24 protein-coding genes and 2 pseudogenes are annotated in these 22,239 nt (G+C 63.9%); 17 read left to right on the top strand and 9 right to left on the bottom strand.

Annotation, left to right across the window (positions count from 1 at the left end):
- Window positions 1-237, bottom strand: a pseudogene (locus tag VJV41_RS14345) (acetyl-CoA C-acyltransferase); the annotation flags it as partial.
- 84 nt (window positions 238-321) lie between these two features.
- Here VJV41_RS14345 and mce point away from each other — a divergent pair.
- A complete protein-coding gene (gene mce / locus VJV41_RS14340) occupies window positions 322-798 on the top strand; it encodes a methylmalonyl-CoA epimerase (RefSeq protein ID WP_325334764.1) in 477 nt (158 codons plus the stop codon).
- On the opposite strand, the gene VJV41_RS14335 is transcribed toward mce, so the two are convergent.
- Window positions 795-1,088 carry a hypothetical protein gene (locus tag VJV41_RS14335; RefSeq protein ID WP_325334762.1) on the bottom strand — a complete coding sequence of 98 codons (294 nt, stop codon included), beginning with the start codon at window positions 1,086-1,088 and terminating at the stop codon, window positions 795-797. The two genes, mce and VJV41_RS14335, sit on opposite strands and share 4 nt — an antisense overlap.
- A 13-nt stretch (window positions 1,089-1,101) precedes the next feature.
- Window positions 1,102-1,773, bottom strand: a complete 672-nt coding sequence (gene nucS, locus VJV41_RS14330) for an endonuclease NucS (RefSeq protein ID WP_325334772.1) — start codon at window positions 1,771-1,773, stop codon at window positions 1,102-1,104.
- A 106-nt stretch (window positions 1,774-1,879) separates the two neighbouring features.
- On the opposite strand from nucS, the pseudogene VJV41_RS14325 reads away from it, so the two are divergent.
- Both VJV41_RS14325 and VJV41_RS14320 read left to right on the top strand, forming a co-directional pair.
- Window positions 1,880-2,194, top strand: a pseudogene (locus VJV41_RS14325) (adenylate/guanylate cyclase domain-containing protein); the annotation flags it as partial.
- 135 nt (window positions 2,195-2,329) lie between these two features.
- Entirely contained in the window at window positions 2,330-2,641 is a 312-nt protein-coding gene (locus VJV41_RS14320; RefSeq protein ID WP_325334760.1) for a hypothetical protein, read from the top strand.
- A gap of 67 nt (window positions 2,642-2,708) precedes the next feature.
- Here the strand turns inward: VJV41_RS14320 and modA are convergent, their stop codons facing one another.
- Window positions 2,709-3,623, bottom strand: a complete 915-nt coding sequence (modA, locus tag VJV41_RS14315; RefSeq protein ID WP_325334758.1) for a molybdate ABC transporter substrate-binding protein — start codon at window positions 3,621-3,623, stop codon at window positions 2,709-2,711.
- A 59-nt stretch (window positions 3,624-3,682) separates the two neighbouring features.
- Here modA and VJV41_RS14310 point away from each other — a divergent pair, with 59 nt between their 5' ends.
- Complete coding sequence (locus VJV41_RS14310) at window positions 3,683-4,198, top strand: hypothetical protein (protein ID WP_325334756.1); 516 nt, start codon at window positions 3,683-3,685, stop codon at window positions 4,196-4,198.
- On the opposite strand, the gene VJV41_RS14305 is transcribed toward VJV41_RS14310, so the two are convergent.
- Window positions 4,131-4,655, bottom strand: a complete 525-nt coding sequence (locus tag VJV41_RS14305) for a hypothetical protein (protein ID WP_414684956.1) — start codon at window positions 4,653-4,655, stop codon at window positions 4,131-4,133. The two genes, VJV41_RS14310 and VJV41_RS14305, sit on opposite strands and share 68 nt — an antisense overlap.
- Before the next feature lie 317 nt (window positions 4,656-4,972).
- Here VJV41_RS14305 and VJV41_RS14300 point away from each other — a divergent pair, with 317 nt between their 5' ends.
- A complete protein-coding gene (locus VJV41_RS14300; RefSeq protein WP_325334768.1) occupies window positions 4,973-5,503 on the top strand; it encodes a TetR/AcrR family transcriptional regulator in 531 nt (176 codons plus the stop codon).
- On the opposite strand, the gene VJV41_RS14295 is transcribed toward VJV41_RS14300, so the two are convergent.
- Window positions 5,411-6,247: a hypothetical protein gene (locus tag VJV41_RS14295; RefSeq protein ID WP_325334754.1), complete on the bottom strand. Its 837-nt coding sequence runs from the start codon at window positions 6,245-6,247 to the stop codon at window positions 5,411-5,413. The genes VJV41_RS14300 and VJV41_RS14295 overlap by 93 nt on opposite strands.
- A 115-nt stretch (window positions 6,248-6,362) precedes the next feature.
- On the opposite strand from VJV41_RS14295, the gene VJV41_RS14290 reads away from it, so the two are divergent.
- Window positions 6,363-7,400 (top strand): LLM class F420-dependent oxidoreductase, encoded by a 1,038-nt coding sequence (locus VJV41_RS14290; protein WP_325334752.1) that lies wholly within the window; start codon window positions 6,363-6,365, stop codon window positions 7,398-7,400.
- On the opposite strand, the gene VJV41_RS14285 is transcribed toward VJV41_RS14290, so the two are convergent.
- Window positions 7,397-8,635 (bottom strand): acyl-CoA dehydrogenase family protein, encoded by a 1,239-nt coding sequence (locus tag VJV41_RS14285; RefSeq protein WP_325334750.1) that lies wholly within the window; start codon window positions 8,633-8,635, stop codon window positions 7,397-7,399. The genes VJV41_RS14290 and VJV41_RS14285 overlap by 4 nt on opposite strands.
- A gap of 207 nt (window positions 8,636-8,842) precedes the next feature.
- Here VJV41_RS14285 and VJV41_RS14280 point away from each other — a divergent pair, with 207 nt between their 5' ends.
- Genes VJV41_RS14280 through VJV41_RS14255 form a run of 6 tightly spaced genes read left to right on the top strand, consistent with a single transcriptional unit; the run spans window position 8,843 to window position 13,891 of the window.
- Complete coding sequence (locus VJV41_RS14280) at window positions 8,843-9,295, top strand: ketosteroid isomerase-related protein (protein ID WP_325334748.1); 453 nt, start codon at window positions 8,843-8,845, stop codon at window positions 9,293-9,295.
- A gap of 11 nt (window positions 9,296-9,306) precedes the next feature.
- Window positions 9,307-9,807 carry a ketosteroid isomerase-related protein gene (locus tag VJV41_RS14275; RefSeq protein WP_325334746.1) on the top strand — a complete coding sequence of 167 codons (501 nt, stop codon included), beginning with the start codon at window positions 9,307-9,309 and terminating at the stop codon, window positions 9,805-9,807.
- Between the two features lie 17 nt (window positions 9,808-9,824).
- Entirely contained in the window at window positions 9,825-11,408 is a 1,584-nt protein-coding gene (locus VJV41_RS14270; protein WP_325334766.1) for an AMP-binding protein, read from the top strand.
- A 17-nt stretch (window positions 11,409-11,425) separates the two neighbouring features.
- The gene (locus VJV41_RS14265; protein ID WP_325334745.1) at window positions 11,426-12,928 is read left to right on the top strand and encodes an aldehyde dehydrogenase family protein; all 1,503 of its coding nucleotides are present in this window, start codon (window positions 11,426-11,428) and stop codon (window positions 12,926-12,928) included.
- 7 nt (window positions 12,929-12,935) lie between these two features.
- A complete protein-coding gene (locus VJV41_RS14260) occupies window positions 12,936-13,388 on the top strand; it encodes a hypothetical protein (RefSeq protein ID WP_325334743.1) in 453 nt (150 codons plus the stop codon).
- Entirely contained in the window at window positions 13,385-13,891 is a 507-nt protein-coding gene (locus VJV41_RS14255) for a flavin reductase family protein (RefSeq protein WP_325334741.1), read from the top strand. Before VJV41_RS14260 ends, VJV41_RS14255 begins: the two co-directional genes overlap by 4 nt.
- Here the strand turns inward: VJV41_RS14255 and VJV41_RS14250 are convergent.
- Both VJV41_RS14250 and VJV41_RS14245 read right to left on the bottom strand, forming a co-directional pair.
- Window positions 13,878-15,047, bottom strand: coding sequence for a LuxR C-terminal-related transcriptional regulator (locus VJV41_RS14250; RefSeq protein WP_325334739.1), 1,170 nt, complete (start codon window positions 15,045-15,047; stop codon window positions 13,878-13,880). The genes VJV41_RS14255 and VJV41_RS14250 overlap by 14 nt on opposite strands.
- Window positions 15,044-16,000 carry a LuxR C-terminal-related transcriptional regulator gene (locus VJV41_RS14245; RefSeq protein ID WP_325334737.1) on the bottom strand — a complete coding sequence of 319 codons (957 nt, stop codon included), beginning with the start codon at window positions 15,998-16,000 and terminating at the stop codon, window positions 15,044-15,046. The genes VJV41_RS14250 and VJV41_RS14245 overlap by 4 nt, the downstream gene beginning before the upstream one ends.
- Window positions 16,001-16,283: 283 nt before the next feature.
- On the opposite strand from VJV41_RS14245, the gene VJV41_RS14240 reads away from it, so the two are divergent.
- The 5 genes from VJV41_RS14240 to VJV41_RS14220 form a co-directional block, all read left to right on the top strand.
- A complete protein-coding gene (locus VJV41_RS14240) occupies window positions 16,284-17,225 on the top strand; it encodes a nitronate monooxygenase (protein WP_325334736.1) in 942 nt (313 codons plus the stop codon).
- A 150-nt stretch (window positions 17,226-17,375) separates the two neighbouring features.
- Window positions 17,376-18,977, top strand: a complete 1,602-nt coding sequence (locus VJV41_RS14235; protein WP_414684955.1) for an acyl-CoA carboxylase subunit beta — start codon at window positions 17,376-17,378, stop codon at window positions 18,975-18,977.
- Between the two features lie 5 nt (window positions 18,978-18,982).
- Entirely contained in the window at window positions 18,983-20,968 is a 1,986-nt protein-coding gene (locus VJV41_RS14230) for an acetyl/propionyl/methylcrotonyl-CoA carboxylase subunit alpha (RefSeq protein WP_325334733.1), read from the top strand.
- Window positions 20,969-20,975: 7 nt separating this feature from the next.
- A complete protein-coding gene (locus tag VJV41_RS14225; protein WP_325334731.1) occupies window positions 20,976-21,734 on the top strand; it encodes an enoyl-CoA hydratase/isomerase family protein in 759 nt (252 codons plus the stop codon).
- On the top strand, window positions 21,734-22,239 hold a 506-nt coding region (locus VJV41_RS14220; RefSeq protein WP_325334729.1), incomplete at its 3' end, for a maleylpyruvate isomerase family mycothiol-dependent enzyme. The genes VJV41_RS14225 and VJV41_RS14220, both read left to right, overlap by 1 nt.

Here is a 22,239-nt window from a genome sequence, read left to right as displayed (position 1 = left end):
CACATCCCAACCAATACCAGCGGCCACCGCCGCCTGCCGAGCCGGCATCTGCCCCGCACCCGCAGTCAACACCTGACCCATGATCACGTACTCCACCAGCGACGCCGCCACCCCGGCCTTCTCCAACGCCCCCTTGATCGCGAACCCACCCAAATCACTACCCGAAAAATCCTTCAACGAACCCATCAGCCTGCCCACCGGAGTACGCGCCCCAGCAACAATCACCGACGTCGTCATTTGCTACCTCCAGTGGTGTGGGTTCCGCGCCGTGTGGCCGATCACACATTCCGCGAACATTCAGCTAAAGGTTACCGTTACGTTATGACCACCGAACACGTCGACGCCCGTCCTGCGCTCGCCAGCGCCCTTGTGACGGCAGTCGATCACGTGGGACTGGCGGTCCCCGACCTTGATGTCGCGATCAAGTGGTATCACGACCACCTTGGCATGATCGTTCTGCACGAGGAAATCAACGAGGAGCAAGGCGTACGCGAGGCCATGCTGTCGGTCCGCGGCGCCCCCAAGGGCAGTGCGCAGATCCAGCTGATGTCGCCCCTGGACGAGACCTCGACAATCGCGAAGTTCATCGGCAGGCGCGGCCCCGGCATCCAGCAGTTGGCCTACCGCGTCAGCGACATCGACGCACTGGCCGAGCGGTTGCGCGAGCAGGGCGTCCGGTTGCTCTACGACGCGCCGCGGCGCGGGACCGCCAATTCGCGGATCAACTTCATCCATCCCAAGGACGCCGGCGGGGTGCTCATCGAGCTCGTCGAGCCCGCAGCCGAGGCCGAGCACTAAGACCATCTGCGTGTCGGGCCGCGCGTTGCCCGATGCGTCCAGCACGGCGTGTGCCAATGACGCCGGTCGTCGGCCGCACCGTCGCCGAGATTCGCGGGCCATACCACCACATGCGCTGTGCCCGAGTGTATTTCCTGGTCACATCCCGGACAGCGATAGGTCTTGACCGCCCGCGCGGCCGCGATAGGCCTGACTTCGTAATCGTATCCGTCGGGACCCGTCTCGATCCGGCGCGTCACCGGCAACGGCGCCAGCGAGCGTTGCCGGCGGGGTGTGCGGCGCCGAGGCATAGCCTCCAGTGTCTCAGAACAGCCGGAACTCGTCGTTGTCCATGCCGCGCATCTTGTCGTAGTCCAAAGTCACGCAACGGATCCCGCGATCGGTGGCCAACGTTCGCGCCTGCGGTTTGATCTGCTGGGCAGCGAAAACCCCGGCGACGGGAGCCAGCAGCGTGTCGCGGTTGAGCAGTTCGAGATAGCGGGTGAGCTGTTCGACGCCGTCGATCTCGCCGCGCCGCTTGATCTCGACGGCCACCGATCGGCCCTGCTCATCTCGGCAGAGCAGGTCGACGGGCCCGATGGCGGTCATGAACTCGCGTCGCACAAGTGTGTATCCGGCGCCAAGCAGTTCGACGTGTTCGGCCAACAACGCCTGAAGGTGTGCCTCGACGCCATCCTTGACCAGTCCGGGATCCACTCCGAGTTCGTGGCTGGAGTCGTGCTCGATCTCCTCGATGGTGATGCGCAGCTGCTCGCCAGCCTTGTTCTCGACGACCCACACCGGCACGGGCCCGTCGAGCTCCTCGGTCAGCCAGCAGGGCGGGCTCATCCAGTTCAGCGGCTTGTAGGCGCGGTCGTCGGCGTGGACGCTCACCGATCCGTCGGCCTTGACCAGCAGCAGGCGACGGGCGGAGGGCAGATGGGCGGTGAGGCGGCCCAGGTAGTCGACGGTGCACTGGGCGATCACTAGACGCACGCGAACCACCATAAGTGCACGGGTCACCAACTTAGGCTGAAGCCAGGATGAACTCCAACAAGGGCGTCGCACACCGGTTGGGCCGGGTTCTGGAAACTGTGACCCGTCGAAGCGGATCGCCGAGCGACTGAACACGGAGGTTCCGGAGTGTCAGGCCGGTATCGGCGTGGCGTCGGGGCAGGTCGTCGCGGGCAACGTCGGAACCAAGCAGCGCTTCGAGTACACGGTGATCGGCGAACCGGTCAATGAGGCGGCCCGCCTGTGCGAGCTGGCGAAATCCGTGCACAACCGTCTCATCGCGTCCTCGGACACGGTGGCGAATGCGGCCGAAAATGAGCGTGCCCATTGGGCTTTGGGAGACACGGTTACCCTGCGCGGGTACGACGAGCCAACCCGGCTTGCGCTGCCTCAATCTCGTTGATAGCAAACGGTTGTCGATCCGTTACTGCTTGCACAGCTAGCACACATCGCCACCACAGAGGTAAACAATGTCTGCGCCGTACGGTCACTTCGCGTGAGGCAGAACTGCCGAATGCACGAGAAACGGAGTGAGGGAATGGATTTCAAGCGTGTTTTGTCAATATCGACGCTGGCAGCGGGGATCGGAATTGCGGGACTGTTCGGCGTCGGAATCGGAACAGCCAATGCTGATCCAGGGCAAGGCTGCGACCGTCCGGGCATCCCGCAATGCGGTGACCATCGAGACGACCGTGGGACAGCGCCCGTCGACTGGCACAATCGTGGCATCGACCAGGGCCGCTTTGACCACCAGCCGTTCAATTGGAACGGTCAGCAGGTGACACCGGTGCCTGCCGGCGACGGCAACGGCTGGGGCTTCTGGTTCTTCGGCATGTGGATTCCGCTGTAACCAAGTGCATTTCGAGGTGGGTCACCGCGCCGGCGATGCCCCGCCTCGAGGCGGTCGGCATGGCGCCTCAACCCGCAAACTTCTTGTCTGGTTCGGCGAAGCCGTTGTCGTTGAATACTTTTCTGCCAGCGACGCTCGTGACGTCTTGAACGAACTTCGACGCAAGTTCGGCCTGGTCTGAATTCTTCATCGCCGCAATCCATGACGTGACCGCCGCGTCCGCAGCCTCGGGAAACGCAAACCACGAAATCTTGTCGCCGGCGTTCAATGCATCCGTCTTGAAAACGACACCAGCATCGACGTTCCCACTCATGATGTCCTTGATCACGTCAGTCGGTGTCGTGTCGACGTTTTGCGCATGGAGCCGCACCGCCGTCCGGTCCTCGACCTGCTGGGTGGCCGAGCTGCAGGTGCCGGTGCCGCCACAAACGGCGACACGCACGCCAGGTCGAGCCAGGTCCGCGAATGACGCGAGACTGCCGTGGTTGCCTGGGGCCGTCGCGATAACCAGACTGTTCGCCGCCACGGCCGCCGGAGTTGCTTCAACGAGGCCGGCGTTGGCAACGGCTGACATGTTGTCGTGGTCACCCGATACGAAGACATCGGCGTCAATACCGTCCGTCAGCTCTCCCGAGAGCTCCGAGGAGCTTGCGAAGATGAACTCGACGGAATCACCTGGATTTTCCGCCTCGAACTGCTTACCGATTGCGGTCAGACTCTTGATCATCGACGACGAGGCGAACACGGTGATGGACATCGTCGCCGGCTCGGAGTGCGTGCTGCAGCCGGCAGCCGAGACCACCAACGCAATCCCTACTGCCATCGTTTGCTTCAATCGGCGGCGCATCGGCCAAGACGATACCGATTCCCACTCAGCGAAGTAAGTTCCATCCCGCATGTCATGCGCATTCTTGCGGCGAATCGCGTTGAGCTGTGCTCGAAGTGGCCGCCAGCGCTGGTTTCTTGTGGAGATGCGCCGCATCGGCTGTCAATCACCTTGTGTTTCACCCACAACCCGCTACTACACGGCACGCTGGAGGAATGCGCGAGGCTAGGCGCTTCCAAGCGGTTCAAGGGTTGCTGACGGTCGAGGGACTCGGCCTCGGCGTCCTCGGCGGTATCGCGCTGGCTTGGTCGGTGGTCTACACGCGCTTCGGCGCGGACGGCATACCGCTGCTCGGTCTCAAGGTAACGCCGCTGCACGCAGGGCTCCTGCTGACCGTGGGGTCACTGGCACTGCTGGCCTCCCTTGGCCGATGGACAACGCTGATCTTCAGCACAGTTACGGCATGCGGTTGGGCCGTTTTGGCAATCGTCTGTGCACTGAAGGTCGCTCATCACGCACCAGGCGCGCTCGGATTCGATCCGCGGGACAGACTGCTGTACGGCGCGCTGAGCGCCTACAACCTCGTGGTGTCGCTCTGTTTGGCGCTGACGTTGTTCAAGGCTCGGTCAGAGTCACGACTGGCTCTGCGTTGGCTCACAGCTGCTAGCGGCCGCCGCCACCCACCTCGGCGGGCAGAGGCGGTGGCAACGGAGTCGTCGGAGTTGTCGTAGTCGGCGGAGGCGCGGCAGGCGCCGACGTTCCTGCGGGCGCGTTGGGCGTTTGCGAACCGTGAAAATCCACCATCGGTTCATCGCGAATAACCTGGGTGCCCACGCTGACGACCAAGGAGCTCGACGTCACGGTGTAGGTGATTCCGTCGTTCTCGGCGACGAACTTCCCGTCGCCGGATTGCGAGGCGGGGACGATCAGCTTGGCGCCATCGCTAACCCGCACGCCGCGGTATTCGTACTTGCCGCCCGATGTCTTGCAGACCGCCACGCGAGAGGTCGCCGTGCTGCCGAAGACGATCATCGTGTCCGGCGAGGTGCACCGTGCGGTGGAGTCGACGTAACCCTGGCCATCGGTGGTGGGCGCGGCGATGGCGGACGGCAGGCCGATAACGTGCGCAACGGAACACGCCGCCGCGGCGAGAGCCAGGCGGATAGCAGAAGACACGGAGGGGGACATCGCCTCCCACCAGACCATGGTCACGTTATTTACGCGAGTGTCGACGCCGAGACACGACTAAATCGTTAGCAGCTCGAAATCCGCGGTCGATTGCGGCGGGGATTTGACGTCGGCGCAAGAGCTGCCCTGCCGGGTGACGACCCTGGGCGGGCATAAGAGAGAGAATCTCGATTCACTATCAAATGCCGAATAGGCAGCTCATGACACGCAGAAATGCTAATATTCAGCCACTTTGGAGGTGGATCATATCCGCAGAACCGTTCCGTGAGCATCCTCACGTGCGCACCCGCGATCCTGACCGCAAGCGCCGCATCTTGATGGCCGCAGCAGATCTGGTGGCCCGCAAGGGATTTCACGCAGTATCGATCGCAGAGATCGGAGCTGCGGCGGGCATCACCGGGTCGGGTGTGTACCGGCATTTCGACAGCAAATCGGCAGTGCTGGTCGCGCTGTTCGACCGGGTGATCGACGAACTGCTGCGGGACGAACAGAAGATCCTCGACACGACCACCGATCTCGGCCATGCACTGGACCTACTGATCGCCGGTCAGGTCGAGTTTGTCGTCGGTGATCGTGAACTCGCGCAGGTGTACTACAAGGAGATCGACAACTTGCCTGACGACGACCGCCGGCGCCTCCGTCGCAAGCAGCGGTTGTATCTGGAGGAGTGGGTTCACCTGATCAATGAGCTTCGCTCGGATCTCAGCGACACCGAGGCCCGCACCGTGGTGCATGCGGCTATCGGGGCGATCCAGTCACCGCTGTTCCACAACACCGGCCTTGCCGAGGACCGGCTGCGGATGCTGCTCACCGAGGCCGCGCGCGCGATCCTGGACATCACCGATTGATCCTTGCGGCAGGAACGACGCCGCCGCCCAGACGAGCAGTACCGCGAAACCGAGGCTGACTACCGTGCCCGCTGCGATGAGCGGCGGGGACGTGTGTTCGGCGTGCATCGCGATGATGGTCGGCCATCCACCGCCGAAGTTCGCCATCAGGAAGGTGGATGGGAACAACACGAACAGGCCAAGCAGCTGCCACTGATGTGTCGCGCGTTGCCGCAGCACAGATGCGGCAACCGCGAAACAGATCACCTGAGCGGCCTCCAGAACACCGATCACCAAGGGGTACTGGAAGATTCGGAAGGTGTGGGGGCCCCAGTAGCTGTAGGCGCCGGCGTTGATCGCGAAGATTTCGAATGCGGCCGACATCGCAAACGCGACACCCGCCCACACGAATAGCTTGCCGCGGGTCAGAGTGCCGCGCGCAATCTGACGGGCGATGTAGATGGCCGCACTGGCATACAGCACCACGTACCCGCTATGCGTCCAGATCGGCTGGGGAATGTCGAACGCTGTGAAATGGGTCCACATGCCCTCGGTCGAGTAGAAGTACAGCATCATCGCGACGTCGTAGAGCGGCTCGACGAATGCCCCGACCATGACGGCGAGCACCATCAACGCATAGAACTGCGTGCGCTCCCGCATGCCCATGCGGATCGCGAGCACGAGGATGACGGCGGTGAGTCCCCAACTGCCATACGTCAGGATGGCTTGCGTAGTCAGATTCAATTCGTGATCGATTGGCGGCATGTTCAGCAAGGTATGAGCTGGATCACGTGAGAACGGCTCCACTCAGGGGTATTTGCCTCCCCCGCTAGAGAGTGATGGCGGTCCCGGGCAGGAGTGCGCATGTCACGCTTGGCGCGTGAAGGTGGACGGCAATATCGGCGGCGCAATTGACGGAACGGGCGGTGCGGACCTCGCGGTGCTCGCAGATCAGATCTGCACCGCAGAGGCGATCGGCTACGACGGTGTCTGGTCGACCGAGGTCAGCAGGGACCCGTTCCTGCCGCTGCTGCTCGCCGCCGACAGATCCGATGTCCTTCAACTCGGTACGGCGGTCGCGGTCGCATTCGCCCGCAGCCCGATGACCATGGCGGTGGTAGCCAATGACCTCAATACATTCAGTCGCGGTCGCTTTACGCTTGGCTTGGGCTCACAAATCGAAGCGCACATCACCCGACGGTTCAGCATGCAATGGTCGCCACCGGCCGACCGGATGCGCGAATATATCCAAGCGCTGCAAGCAATCTGGAGTAGCTGGCAATCGGGAGAAGCGCTCGACTTTCGCGGACTGCACTATCAGCACACATTGATGACCCCGATGTTTCGACCGGAGCCGAACCCGTACGGGCCGCCTCGCGTGATGCTCGCCGCGGTTGGACCCAAAATGACGCGAGTCGCCGCCGAATCCGCCGATGGCGTGCTCGTGCATGGGTTCACGACCGCGCGCTACCTGCGCACCGTGACGATGCCCATCGTCGAGGCCGGCCTGAGTGCAAGCGGACGCACTCGCGCCGACTTCACCATGTCCTATCCCGGTTTGGTTGCCACGGGCATCGACGACCAAGAACACACCGAAGCGGTGCGGCGGGTCCGTGAACAGATCGCCTTCTACGGCGCCACTCCCGCCTACCGGCCAGTGCTCGACCTACACGGTTGGGGTGAACTCCATAGCGAACTGCATCGGCTATCCAAACGGGGTGACTGGGCCACCATGCGTGAGCTGATCGACGACGAGATACTGCACGCATTCGCCGTCGTCGGCGAACCCAAAGATATTGGCGCTGCGCTCGTTACCCGCTTCGGCGGTTTGGTCGACCGATTCACGCTCTACACGCCCTATCCCCTCGACGACACCACCCGGGCGGCCGTCGTCGAGGGGATCAAGAGCGCCGACTAGCGCTGTGCTGCAGCGGCGTTCAGCAAGAACTCCCCGATGAAAGTCCGCGTCTGATCGGCGTTGAGTGGCTGGAACATCGACGCTGCCGAATCGCGGTACAGCCGCTCGAAGACGGTCCCTTTGCGGAACGATGCACCGCCGACCATGCTCATCGCATGCCGCGACATGTGCATTACGTTATCGGCGATCAATGTTTTGGCCAGGCCTAGGTAGGGGAACCGTAGCTCCGCCGGCCAATTCTTGTCCTTACCGTCGACGAGCTCCTGGCACGTCTGATACAGCACCCGCCGCGACACCTCCACCCGCGACGCCATGTCACCGATGCCGTCGATGATGTGGCCGACGCTTTTCACTTCGGTGTCGGCGGCCACGATCGCGCCGAACGTTGCACCGAGGTGTTTCTTCGACAAGGTGGCGACGGACTCCTCGAGGATCCGCTGCTGCATACCGAGGTAAATGCTGGCGAACATCAGCGAAGCCCACTCGAGCGTGCCGAAGGCGCCGGCGCGCCACGGCGCGACAAAACCTTCCTCCGGCACGAAGTATCCATCGAACACGATGGTCTGCGTGCCGGTGGCGTGCATGCCCAATGCATTCCAAGTCTTCTCGATTCGGATGCCGTCGCCGACGCCGTCTTCGTCGACCTTGAACTCGCCGATAAACAGCTTTTCGGCCGCGACCCGGCCGTCGAACGTGTCAGGAAGGTTGCCGTCGGCGTCCGTCTCGGTGGCATTGGTCGTGATGATGTCGGCGGCTTCGCACAGTGTGCCCCAGGTCTTCTTGCCGTAGATCTTCCAGCCGCCGCCCTTCTGCGGCACCGCCTGGACATCGGCCAGGCCGGAAAAGCCTGCGCGCTGCTCGGAAAAGGGCCCAAACATCAGTTCGCCGTCGGTCACTCGACCGAGCCAATACTTGTTCTGCTCCTCGGTCATCAGGTTCCCCGCAATGCCGACCATGATGTAGTGCATGTTGTAGGCCAGGGCGATCGCCGAGTCGCCGCGCGAAAGCTCGGACACCACCTTCGACACCTGCAGGATGTTGCCTCCGGGGCCACCGAACGCCTTTGGCACCGGCAGTGCACCGAGCCCTGACTTCTTGAAGACGTCGATTGACGGGTAGGCGAAGGCGCTTTCCTCGTCGTAGCGCGGCCCGATCTCACGAAAGAACGTCGAGACGTCTTGAGCCTTGGCGAAATACGGTTCGAATTCGTCGTCTGTCATGTCTTGTTGCAGCATGTCCGCTCCATATCGATCGTGCTGGAATCTCGTTCGATGCTGCCGACACCAGCGGCGAACCACACCCCTCCCAGGGGGTAACTCGGTCCAACGTCGGGGGGCAGTCTCCCCCCATGGGGCAGTCGGTTTCCTCCCGTCGGTAGTCGTGACCGGCCGGCGGGGCAAATAACGTCGGCTGCGGTTCGCACGACCAGCGAGGAGACCATCATGAGCCATACATTTGCCGTCAAGTGGCTGAAAGCTTTCCGGGAGAGTCCCGAAGCCGTTGTCGCGCTGTACGCCGACGACTTCCTCTTCGAGGATCCCATCCTGGGGCAGAGCGTCACCTCCAAGGAGGAGCTATTGCGGGTATTTGCCCCATACGCCAACGCCGATACCGAAAATGGCATCGGCATCAACAATTTTCGTATCGACGAAGTCGTCGGCGATGAGCGCGCCGCGATCTACCGCTGGACCTGGCAGGCGCCGACGGCTTCGGCCTTCGTAGGCGTGCCGACCAACGGGAAGGTGCCTGGGACTCGCGGCATCACCTTCCACATCTATGACACCGACGGACGAATCACACGCGAAGAGAGCTTCTGGGACGTCGTGACCGCCGTGCGCGATCTCGGTCTCCCAGTAGATCCAAGCGCAGTCGCCAAGTCACCGGCCCTGGTCTGAGAGGAACACTGATGAGCTTCGCCACGGACCATGCCACCCGGTGGGTCGGCCTGCTGAACTCTGACACCGCAGCCGCGGTCGACATGTACGCCGACGACCTGGTATACGACGACCACGCGGACTCAGACCACGTCGTGGACACCGCCATCACCAAGGCGGAACTGGAACCCCGGCTGGCCCCGTTCGCCAACAATGACAGCGGGAACGGCGTGGGCATCCACAATTTCACCGCCACCGAGGCGTTCGAGCTGGCCGGGATCCACGGCAATCCCGCAGTCGTGATCCTCTGGGACTGGACCGGCGAGGGGATGGCCACCTACCACGGGGTGCCCGTTGACGGGCGCACATTGAACACCCGCGGCATCACGTGGCATCAACTCGACTCCGACGGCAAGATCGCCCGCGAGACCACCTACTGGAACGACACCCCGGTGCTACAGGAACTCGGCGTGCCGATCGTGACCCCGGAGTACTGGGTCGAAGGGTTTGACCCGGCCGCACTGGCACAATGAGCACTGCACGCCAAGGCATGTGGGGCACGCTGCCCGACGTACTCGACCGGGCCTGCACCTACTACGCCGGGCGGACCGCAATCGTCGACGCCGACCGCAGCGTGACCTATCTGGAGCTGCGCCGCTGGCGTAACCGGATTGCCAACGCACTCATCGCATCCGGCGTCCAGCGAGGTGAACGAGTGGGGCTATTGATGCCCAACTGCCTTGAGTTCATCCCGGCGCAGCATGGTATCTGGGCGGCCGGCGCGGTGTTGGTGCAAATGCCGACCCGCGCCGCCGCCGGCGGCTTCCACTCGAACCTGGCCCGCACCGATGCCACTACGCTGATCTACCACGCCAAGTTCGAATCCGCGGTGGCAGCTATCAGGGACGATCTACCCAAGTTGCAGAACCTGATTCGGGTCGGTCTGCCGGATGCGACGCAAGTGGACGCGTTGGACTTCGCCGAACTCGTGGATGCTCAGTCGAGCACCCGCCCGCAGGTCACCATCGACGAGCACGACGATGCGTATGTGGTGTTCACCTCCGGCAGCACCGGCGAACCCAAAGGTGTGGTCAACTCGCACTACACCTGGAGCTACTACAGCATCTCGGCCGGCCTTGAGATCGGCGATATCGAGTTCGGTGAGGTGTTCGCCCACGGTGCCCCGCTGACCCACTTCAGCCAGATCTTCGTCATGCCAACGTTCGTCCGCGGCGGCACCAACGTCATGCTGCCCGGGCTGGAGGTGGACCAGTTACTCGCCAGCATCGACCGCCACCGAATCACTGCGACCGCGGTAGTGCCGACCATCATCTACCTACTGCTTGATCACCCACGCCGCGCCGAGGCCGATCTGTCCTCGCTGCGGACCATCGTCTATGCCGGCGCGCCGATCGCCCCGGAACGGCTGCGCCAAGCCCTCGACGTGTTCGGACCGATCTTCATCCAGACCTACGCCGGCACCGAACAGGGCTACATCTCCAGTCTGCGAAAGAACGACCATGTCCAGCAGGCCGGTGAACCCGCCGACGACTGGGTCGCGCGCTTGTCCTCGGCGGGACGGCCGATGTTCGAAGTGCAGGTCAGCGTCTGCGACGACGACGGGGGCGAACTGCCGGTGGGCGAGGTTGGTGAGATCTGCTCCCACCAACTCGGACAGATGCTGACTTACCTTGATCCCCAACGTAATCCGGAGACATTGCGCGACGGCTGGGTGCGCACCGGCGACATCGGGCACCTCGACGAGAATGGCTTCCTTTACATCGTCGACCGCAAAAAGGACATGGTGGTCAGCGGCGGGTTCAACGTGTTCCCGCGCCAAGTCGAAGACGCGCTCGCCACCCATCCCGCAGTGGCGCAATCCGCGGTCATCGGGATACCGCACGACAAGTGGGGTGAAGCGGTGCTGGCGCTGGTCGTCGCCAGCGAGGGTGAAATCACCGGACCAGCGTTGGCGGCCGAGCTCATCACTCACGTCAAGGGCGCGCTGGGCAGCGTCTGCGCCCCCAAGTCGGTGCTGTTCACCGATGAGTTGCCACTCAACCCGGCCGGGAAGGTCGACAAGCAAGCCATCCGCAAACCGCATTGGCAGGGCCGGGCCCGCCAGATCGGTTGACAAGCAAGGAGCCGTTCATGACCAACCACTACTCGATGTACATCGACGGCAAGTGGATAGACAGCGACGATCTGTACGAGATCCGCAGTCCCGCCACGGAAGAATTGGTCGCTACGGTCGCCAAGGGCACCGCTGACCACGTCGACGCCGCGGTGGCCGCCGCCAAGGGTGCATTCGATGAGGGCGCCTGGCGTCGCACTCCACCGGCCGACCGCGCCGCGCTGATCAACACGGTGGCCGAGCGGTTGGCCGCGCGCGGCGAAGAGCTCGCCGTGCTTCAATCCCGCGAGAACGGCGCGACCGTCCGCATCACCGGCGCGTTACATGTCGGCTTGTCGGTGGCTCAGCTGCAGTACTTGGCTGCCATCGCCCAGGGCTACGAGTGGGAAAGCAAAGGCCCCGCAATTGAACCGGTCCAGGCCGACGGCATCGTGGTGCGTGAGCCGATCGGTGTGGTCGCGGCGATCGTGCCGTGGAACATCCCGCTGCTGACCACGGTGTGGAAGATCGGGCCGGCTCTGGCGGCGGGCAACTCGGTGGTGCTCAAACCCGACGAGCATGCACCGCTGCTGCCGCTGGAACTTGCCCGCGAATTCGACGCGGCCGGGATTCCGCCGGGAGTACTCAATGTCGTGACTGGCGATGGCGAGCCGGTTGGCGCGCACCTGTCAGGCCATCCCGGCGTCCGCAAAGTCGCATTCACCGGTTCCACCGCCGTGGGCAAGAGCATTCTGCGCCAGTCGGCCGACTCGATCCGACGAGTGACACTGGAGTTGGGCGGCAAGGGCGCCAACATCATCCTCGACGACGCCGATGTCGACATGGCCGTCGACGGAGCGTTGTTTGCCTGCATGGCCAACAATGGCGAGGCGTGTGAAGCCGGCACCCGGCTGCTCGTCCCGGCCAGCCGGCGTGACGAGATCGTCGACAAGCTGGTAGCGCGGGCATCGACCCTCAAACTCGGGGACCCGCTGGACCCGACAACGAATGTGGGCCCGATCATTTCGGCCACGCAGCGCGACCGGATTCTCGACCACTTCCGCATAGCCGCCGAGGAGGGCGCCACCGCTGTTGTTGGGGGGTCGTCCCCCTCAGGGCCGGCCTTCCAGAAGGGTTACTGGATCGAGCCGACCATCTTCGTCGACGTGACCAGCGACATGCGGATCGCCCGGGAGGAAGTCTTCGGCCCGGTGCTGGTGGTGCTCACCTACGACTCCGTCGACGAGGCAGTCAAATTGGCCAACGATACCAATTACGGTCTGTCCGCTGGGGTTTGGGGCGACGAGGCGCGAGCGCTCGACGTGGCTCGGCGTTTAGAGGCCGGCATGGTGTGGGTGAACAACTGGCACGTCATCCATCCCGCCTACCCGTTCGGCGGCTACAAGGAAAGCGGTTTGGGCCGCGAAGGCGGGCCGAATGCGCTCGATGAGTACGTCGAGGAGAAGTTCATTTCGGTGGACCGATCGGGTGGCATCGCGAACAAGGCTTTTGCGATTGTGATCGATCCGGAACGGTCCTGACGCGACAATGGCCGACTTCGACCTCACACCGCCCGGTCCATTGCGGATCGGCGTCGCACTCGGCGAGCAGCTGTGGTTGGACTCTCCCGGCGAGGTGGCGCGCGTCCGGGCCGTTGACCTGCGCGCGGCCGCCCACCAAGTCGCCGCGCTGCGGGAGGAACGACCCGGCGTCGATGTGCTGGTTGACATCGAAGCCGTCATTGCCCTGAATGCCGGCGCGGCGAGGGCGTCCTTCGCGGCGGCCGGCCGGGTCGAGAGCGGCAGCGCCATGCTGTACGTCGGGACGCCGGCCGGCCTGGCCGGACTGATCGCCGACATCCACGTGCTCGGCATCGCTGACGGGGCGGTCGTGGTGCCGCTGCTCGGCTCCGACGAAGTCGACCTCATCTGGGACGAGGTGCTGCCGGACCTCCAGACGATGTCGCCAACCCCAATTGCCGCCCGGTGCCGGCCCGCATGACTGTCGACGCAGCCGACTATCGCAGCGTGATGCGGCGCCATCCGGCGGGGGTCGCGATCATCACTTTGATGTCACCGACCGGTCCCGTCGGGTTCACGGCGACGTCGTTCGCATCGCTGTCCCTCGAGCCACCGTTGGTGTCGTTCAACATCTCCCACGCGTCTTCGAGCATCGCGGCGTTGCGCGCAGCCGACTCCGTTGTGGTACATCTCCTCGGAGAACATCAATTGGAGCTTGCCCAGCGGTTCTCGCGCAGTGCCGAGCACCGCTTTGCGGAGCCGGCAACGTGGACCGCGCTCGAGACTGGTGAACCGTTGCTGCACACTACGCCGACGTGGGTGCGCGCTACGGTCTCTCAATTCATCTCCGCCGGCGACTCGACCCTGGTGATCGGCCTGGTCACCCGCACGCATTGCGCCGACGCCGACCGCATCCAGCCACCGCTGGTGTACCACGACGGCACCTATCTGGGCACCAGTCCGATCGAAGTCAGCGATGCGTGAGTGCCCAAGCGATGGCCTGTGCCCGGTTGACGGCCCCGTACTTGCGAAGGATGTGTTTGACGTGCGACTTAACAGTTCCTTCGGTGATGACGAGCTTGTCGGCGATGGCCTGGTTGGTTGCTCCAGTCACCATCAACGCGAACACCTCGGCCTCCCGCTCGGTAAGCTCGACGGTGGGGCCGACGGGATTGAACCCTGCTTGATCGCCGTCGCCGACCGGCCGGGCGGCGTCGATGCCCGATTCGCATAGTTCGTCGATTCGGCCCACGACCCCGAAGAACAGATCACGAACGCTCTCCCGCTGGGCGCGTATCCGTTCGAGCAGCACCGCGCGCTCGTAGATGTGACTGAAGCCGTCGGCGAAGGCCCACAACACATCCCGGTCGGCCTTATCGACCCGGCGCGGCAGCGGATGGTGGTCCGTGTGCAGGAATCCGATGACGTCTTGGCCATGCACCAGTGGAGCAACTACATAGGACCGCGAGCGTCCGGCCTGCACGATCAAGGGCCGGTAGACGGGCGCGTTGCTGGTGTCGTAGACCAGCGATGGCCGTCGGCGCGACAGCATTTCGGCTTCCGGCGCGTCGTCCACCAATGGCACCCTCTGGTTCTGCCATTCGGTGAACCACGACCCGACGGCGGCCTCGCCACGCTCGTGCAGGATGAGCGGTTTCCAGCCTCGGCTTTCCACTTTTGACAGCACCGCGCGGTGAAATCCGCACCGCAGCACCAGTTCTTCGCATGCAGTGTCCATCAGGGCCGCGGAGTTAGGCATGGTACGTAGCCGGCTCAGCCCGGCCGCACAGTCAGCCAGCCGCTGTCCTCGCGCGGCAGTATCGTGCACGTACCAGTCCATGGCGAGCTGCTGCAGCTTCAGGATCAGATCGCAGAGGCGTTGTGCGCCTTCAACATTTCTGCTCGGGGTGGCGCGCAGCCGATCGATAGAGAGGTGGGTGAGCGTCGATATCACCTCGGCTGAGCGCCACGGCGCATCCCACTCGACATCGGGTAAGACCTGCCCATCACCCAGCTCGATGTGGGTCTGCTCACGCAACGCAGCAAGCCGCTCCACGAGGTCGATCTCAGACGTCCACCATTCGCTCTTGAGCCGCACCGACGTGGGACGAGAACTATCCGTGCCGATCGAGACACTCATCCTTGGCGCCGTTCGTCGATGCGGTACTCCCTCAGATACCAAGCAATGGCGGCGGCACGGTTGCGCGCCGCCAGCTTGTGCAAGATGTGCTTTACATGCGACTTGACGGTGCTCTCGGCCACCGTCAGTCGATCCGCAAGTTCAGCGTTGGTCGCCCCACTTGCCAGCAGGCGCAGCACTTCCCGCTCCCTTGTGGTTAGCCGGGAGAACTTGCTGGAGTCGCGCGGCGGGTCCAGACTCTGCCACCCCGACGACGCCGGCGAGCGCACTGCAGAGGCCGTAACGGCGGACACAGTAAAGGCGGCCTGGGCTGAGCCGGCGTCAGGATCGTCCAGCGTACGCATCGTGGCCTCGCAGGCCTCCGCGAGGATATGCCGCTGGTCTTCGGCACGTTCGGCGAGTCCCACGCGCTCGAAGACCACTCCGACACCGTCGGCAAACATCCGCAGCAGGTCGCGGTCGATGGTCGTCATCGGCCTATCGCGACGGACATTGTCGACGTGCAACAGAGCGACCACGGTAGATGCACCGGCCACGGGAGCCACCGCGTACTCCCGGGTTGCGGTGCGCTGTAACAGCGGCAGGTACGCCCGCGGCTCGTGTTGAGCGTCTTGCACTAGTGCTGGTAGACGACGACGCACGACCTCCGCTTCGATCAGGGGCGATGCCAGCGGTATCTCGAGTTGGTCTAGGGTACAGTCGATTTCGAGTACTACCCGGCCGTCGGCAGTTACCGCGTAGATGGCTTGAGGAATCCACAACGAGCCGCGGATGTGGGAAAGCATCACCCGGTCGAAGACGCCGGTTCCGCACAACTGTCGTGCGGCGAGGTCAATGGTCGAGTGGGCCGTAGCTTCCCCGCGGACCTTGGCGAGTGCTTCCAACAGGGCACCACAGGCGTCGCTGAGCCGCTCGGCGGAGTCTCGCGCAGACTGCGAATGCGCAGCGCTCATTGCAGCCAGCCGATCCGCCAATGCGGCGAACCCCATTGTCTCGGGTAACAGACCGGTGCCGATGGGACTGCTCCTTCTGCGACGCTGCCGATGCGGGCCGCGATTTACTAGTGTGCCCATCATTGGTGACGTGCATCACTTTGTCAAACCCCGCCCGTAACCGGCTATTACTTCGAAGGATGTCCAACCCGAGGCGCTTTGGAACGGGCCCGAGTTGACATCGGCCAGGAGGCATTAGTTATTCTCAATTCACTAACGGATTTACGGCTGGAGGGCGAAGGGAATGCCGCGCAACACACCCTGGGCAGGCCGGCTGAAAATCCCAGCGATCGCGGCACCCATGACGGCGGTATCCGGCCCCGAATTGGTACTAGAGGCGTGCCGCAACGGCGTCATCGGGGCGTTTCCGACACACAACGCATCGAGCATTCGCGAGCTCGATGACTGGTTGTCACGAATGGGCGACGCGTTGTCACCACTCTGCGCACCGGTGGCGGCAAACCTCGTCGTCCACAGAAGCAATGGACGCCTGCATGCCGACTTGGACTGCCTAGCGCGCCGCGGCGTCGAGTTGGTGATTACCAGCGTCGGCTCACCAAAAGCGGTCGTCGAACCGATACACGACTTCGGCGCGCGGGTATTTGCCGACGTTGCGAGCCTCGAGCATGCCCGCCGGGCACTGGATAGCGGCGTCGACGGACTCGTCCTCCTGACCGCCGGTGCCGGTGGACAGACGGGCTGGGCCAATCCCTTCGCGTTCGTCCGGGCGGTGCGTGCCCACTACGACGGCCCCCTGGTGCTCGCGGGCGGGATCGGCGACGGCCGCTCGATGCTGGCCGCGGAAATCCTCGGCGTCGACTTGGCTTATCTCGGCACACGTTTCATCGCCGCCTCGGAGAGCATGGCGGACGACTCCTATCGGCAGGCAGTTGTGGATTCGACACTCGACGACGTGCGGCTGTCCAGTCGGGTCGGTGGGATTCCGGCGAGCCTGCTTGGTCGCTGGCTCGACAGCGTCGACAACACCACGGCCGATGTGACGACCGGCGCCGGCTTCGAGCAAGATCGGCTGCTGAGCAACCGGACCGCCTGGAGCGCTGGGCACAGTGTCTCCTCCGTCTCTGCGGTGTGTTCCGTCTCCGAACTCGTGACCACCCTCGCGCAGGAGTACCGGCAGGCACGCCACGACCTACGACAAGGGCTAGTGACCGGTGTATCGCTCTAGACGTACGATTCTCCTCCCCCAGGATCGGTTATATCCCCAGACAGAGGTGACTATCGGAATGCCCTTTCTGTTTCGCTCTCGTTCATTTAGCGTCTCATCATTCACTATCTCTGTGCGGCCGCGTCTAACGAGCCGCCAGCGCGAAGGGGCCTGATGTCGGTCTTACGTTCAGATGTCGACACCACGTCGTCGACGTACCTGGCCAACTTTGACATGCAATCCGCGGCTGTAGCCGCACTCGACGGCGAACTGAGGCTGGTGGCCAGCGGCGGCGGGGAACGCTATGTGAAGCGCCACCGCGATCGTGGCCGGCTGCTTGCACGCGAACGGATAGAACTGCTCGTCGACCGCGACGCTCCGTTCATGGAGCTATCGCCCCTCGCGGCGTGGGGCACAGAGTTCAACGTCGGCGCCGCGATCGTCACCGGCATCGGGGTGGTGTCCGGCATCGAATGCGTGATCATCGCGCACGATCCCACCGTCCGTGGCGGCACGATGAACCCATACACGCTGCGCAAGAACCTGCGCGCGCTCGAGATCGCAAGAGTGAACCGACTTCCGGTGGTCTATTTCGTGGAGTCCGGTGGCGCCGATCTACCCACACAGTCCGAGCTGTTTGTGCATGCCGGCAAGATCTTTCATGATCTGACCGAGCTCTCGGCGCTAGGCATACCCAGCGTCGCGCTGGTGTTCGGCAACTCCACCGCCGGTGGCGCGTACGTACCGGGCATGTGCGACTACGCGGTGTTGGTGGACAAGCAAGCCAAGGTGTTTCTCGGCGGACCACCGCTGGTGAAGATGGCCACCGGCGAGGACGCCGACGATGAGTCGCTGGGCGGCGCCGATATGCACACCCGTGTTTCGGGCCTCGGAGACTACTTCGCCGGCGATGAGCGCGACGCCATCCGGATCGGCCGAGACATCGTCGCGCACCTGAACTGGCGCAAGCTCGGTCCAGGTCCCACACAGCCGGCCGACGAACCCCTCTATGACACTGAGGAACTGCTGGGCATCGCCTCGGGCGATTCGCGAATCCCCTTCGACCCACGCGAGGTCATCGCGCGCACCGTGGACGGTTCACGATTCTCCGAATACAAACCGCGCTGGGGCACCAGCATTGCCACCGGATGGTCGTCCATACATGGCTACCCGGTCGGCATTCTGGCCAACACCCGTGGGGTGCTCTTCTCCGAAGAGTCAAAGAAGGCAACCGAATTCATCCTGCTGGCCAACCAGACCAATACTCCGCTGATCTTCCTGCAGAACGTTACCGGGTACATGGTCGGCACCGAATATGAGCAGGGCGGCATCATCAAGGACGGCGCAAAGATGATCAACGCCGTCACCAACAGCACCGTCCCGCACATCACCGTCAACATGGGTGGATCCTTCGGCGCGGGCAATTACGGCATGTCGGGTCGCGCTTACGACCCCCGGTTCATGTTCAGCTGGGTCAACGCCAAGCTCGCCGTGATGGGAGCGCAGCAGCTGGCGGGTGTGCTCTCGATCGTCGGCAAGGCCGCCGCCAAGGCCGCCGGACGCGACTTCGACCACGAGGCCGACGCCAAGCGATCCGCGGAGATCGAGGCACAGATCGAACGCGAATCGCACTCGTTCTTCGTGTCGGGCCGGCTCTACGACGACGGGGTGATCGATCCCCGCGACACTCGATCGGTCTTGGGCATGAGCCTGTCGGCGGCCCATTCGAACGTCGTCGAGGGCCGCCGCGGCTTCGGCGTTTTCAGGATGTGAGGATCGTGATCAACAAGCTGCTCATCGCAAATCGTGGCGAGATCGCCGCCCGGATTATCCGCACGGCGCGCGAAATGGACATCACCACGGTTGCGCTGCACTCCGACGCCGACCGTGATGCACCCTACGTCCAGCTGGCCGACGAATCCGTGCACCTGCCCGGTGTTGCGCCAGCCGACACGTATCTACGCGCCGACCTCGTGGTCGCCGCCGCCAAGCGCACCGGGGCCGATGCGGTACATCCGGGTTACGGATTCCTTTCTGAGAATGCTGAATTCGCTAGATCCTGCGCCGAAGCCGGTGTCATCTTCGTCGGCCCGAGTCCGGCGGCGATCAGTGCAATGGGCTCCAAGATCGCGGCCAAGGAGATGATGAGTGCCGCCGGCGTTCCAGTGCTACCCGGCGCGACAGTGGAAAGCGATGCCGACGCGGATCCGGCCCTGCTAGCCGAGGCCGCGGCGACGATCGGCTACCCGATCCTGGTGAAGGCGGCGTTCGGCGGCGGCGGCCGAGGCATGCGCATTGTCACTGATTCCCAAGCGCTGCAGGAGGCTGTGACCAGCGCACGCCGCGAGGCGGCATCGGCGTTCGGCGACGGCACCGTGTTTCTGGAGAAGTTCGTCGAGGCACCGCGCCATATCGAGGTGCAGATCTTCGGCGACCGGCACGGCACCGTCGTCCATCTAGGCGAACGAGAGTGCTCGATTCAGCGCCGTTACCAAAAGATCATCGAAGAGGCGCCGTCCACCGCGGTTGACGAGGCCTTGCGCGATGAGCTGGGCCGGGCGGCGGTCGCGGCAGGCAAGGCGCTGGCCTACGAGGGTGCCGGCACTGTGGAATTCGTGATGGCCCAGGACGGTTCGTTCTATTTCCTCGAGGTGAACACCCGCCTGCAGGTAGAGCATCCGGTGACGGAATTGGTCACCGGCATCGACCTCGTGCGGGCTCAACTGCTGGTCGCGGCGGGCGAGCCGCTGCCGGCCGAGATGCTCGATGCGGTGCCGGATGGCCATGCCATCGAGGTGCGGCTATACGCCGAAGACGTTGCGGCTGGGTTTATTCCCGCCTCCGGGACCCTCGAAACGCTGGCGTTCCCGAGCATGCCCGGCATCCGGGTGGATGCCGGGTTCGCGTCCGGCTCGCACGTCAGCACCTTCTACGACCCCATGTTGGCCAAGGTCATAGCTCACGGACGTACCCGCGACGAGGCGTGTCGACGGCTTGCGCGCGCGCTGCGTGATGCCCGCATACACGGCGTCACCACCAACCGCGACCTGCTGCTGGGAATTCTTCGGGAAGTCGAGTTTCGCTCCGGCGCAATCGATACCGGCTATCTACAGCGACACGATTGTGTCCAGCTGATGGCCTGCGCACAGGATTCGACGGCGATCCGAATCCACGCTTTGGCAGCCGCTCTCGCGGCCCAGGCGGCACGACGGAAAACCACGTCGATCCTGCCCGGCCTGCCGTCGGGCTGGCGCACCCTGCCCAGTCAGCCGCAGACCGTGTTCTACACCGTGGCTGGCGACATCCTCGAAGTGCGCTACCGATTCGAGCGGGGCAGTGTTACCGCATCGGTGGATGGCTGGCAGCCGGACGTGCGCCTCCTGTCGGCGACTGCCACGGTGGTCGACGCAGTAATCGATGGGGTACGGCGCCAGTACCGAGTAAATAGCTGCGGGACAACGTGTTTCATTGACAGCGCGCTCGGCTCAACCACCTTGCACGAGGTCGAGCGGTTCCCGGACCCAACTGCGACCCAGGAGCCGGGCTCTCTACTGGCCCCAATGCCCGGATCGGTGGTCCGCATCGAGGTCATCGAGGGCACACAGGTCACCGCGGGCACGCCGGTCGTCGTTCTCGAGGCGATGAAGATGGAGCACACCGTGCGCGCACCTGTGGATGGGATCGTCTCTGCCATCGCTGTAACCGCGGGTGACCAGGTCGACTCCGGCCAGGTGCTTGCGGTGGTCCAGGACGGCGAGGCATGAGGCCGCTGTGAGCGTCGACTACCAGCTGTGCAACGGTGTGGCCTGGCTGACCATCAACCGGCCGCACGCCCACAACAGCCTGAACAAGGCCGTGCGCGACGGCCTGTTCGACGGCGTACGCCGATTCAACGACGACGACACCGCCAAGGTGCTGGTATTGACCGGCGCAGGCGACAAGGCGTTCTGCGCGGGTGGCGACCTCAAAGAGATGTCGACAGCCGGATTAGCAGTCCCACCAATCGATTTCGTTCCTCAGTTCGGGCGCAACATCACCGTCGAAAAGCCAACAATTGCGGCGGTCAACGGCGTCGCGTTCGCCGGGGGCTTCCTGCTGGCCCAAACGTGTGATCTGTGCGTAGCGTCGACAACCGCGAAATTCGCGATCACCGAGGCCAAGGTCGGCCGCGGCTCGCCGTGGGCGGTCCCGCTTCCACTGATGATCCCGCGTCGAATCGCCATGGAACTCGTCTTGACTGGATCTGCGCTGTCAGCAGCACGTGCGTACGAAATCGGCTTCGTCAACCGACTCACCGAGCCAGCCGACCTTGTACGAGTCGTTCAAGATCTCGCAGAACAGATCGCGCACAACGCTCCCCTGTCGCTCTCAGCCGGCAAGCGGACAGCCGTGCTGACCGCCGAATTCCCGCTGAGTGAAGCCTTTGACCGCGCGGAGGCCATCTGGGAACCCGTCTATCGCAGCGCCGACGCACAAGAGGGCATGCGGGCGTTCGTGGACAAACGGGCTCCGGTCTGGAAGGGAATCTGATGACTCTGGACTACGACAAGTTGTTGGCCGACTTGCGTCACGAATCCGATGGGCTCGCCGAGCTGCTGACGACATTGACCTACGAGCAGTGGGGCTGGCCCACACCGGCAAGGGGCTGGGGCATTCAGGACCAGGTGTCGCATCTGGCGTTCTTCGACGACTCCACCGTGCTGGCGCTCACCGACCCCGGCGAATTCCGTACACAAGCGGACAAACTTATGGCCGACGGCATGGACTTTCCCGACCGGATCGCGAAAAATCACCGGATTCTCACGCCTGAGACCCTCCTCGACTGGTTCGTCGAAGCCCGCCGCCGCCTGCTCGCCGCGATCGCCGTCGACGATCCCAAGCGCAGGATTCCCTGGTTCGGTCCGGAAATGAGCATTGCATCGTCTGCCACCGCGCGGCTCATGGAGACGTGGGCGCACAGCCAGGACATCTACGACACCCTCGGCATCGCCCACCCGCCCAGCCCGGGGCTGCGCAGCATCGCCCATCTCGGTGT

This window comes from Mycobacterium sp. (assembly GCF_035274705.1).
Lineage (GTDB): Bacteria > Actinomycetota > Actinomycetes > Mycobacteriales > Mycobacteriaceae > Mycobacterium.
Note: the sequence above shows the minus strand (reverse complement) of the source record. Positions and strands in the feature narration are given on the sequence as shown.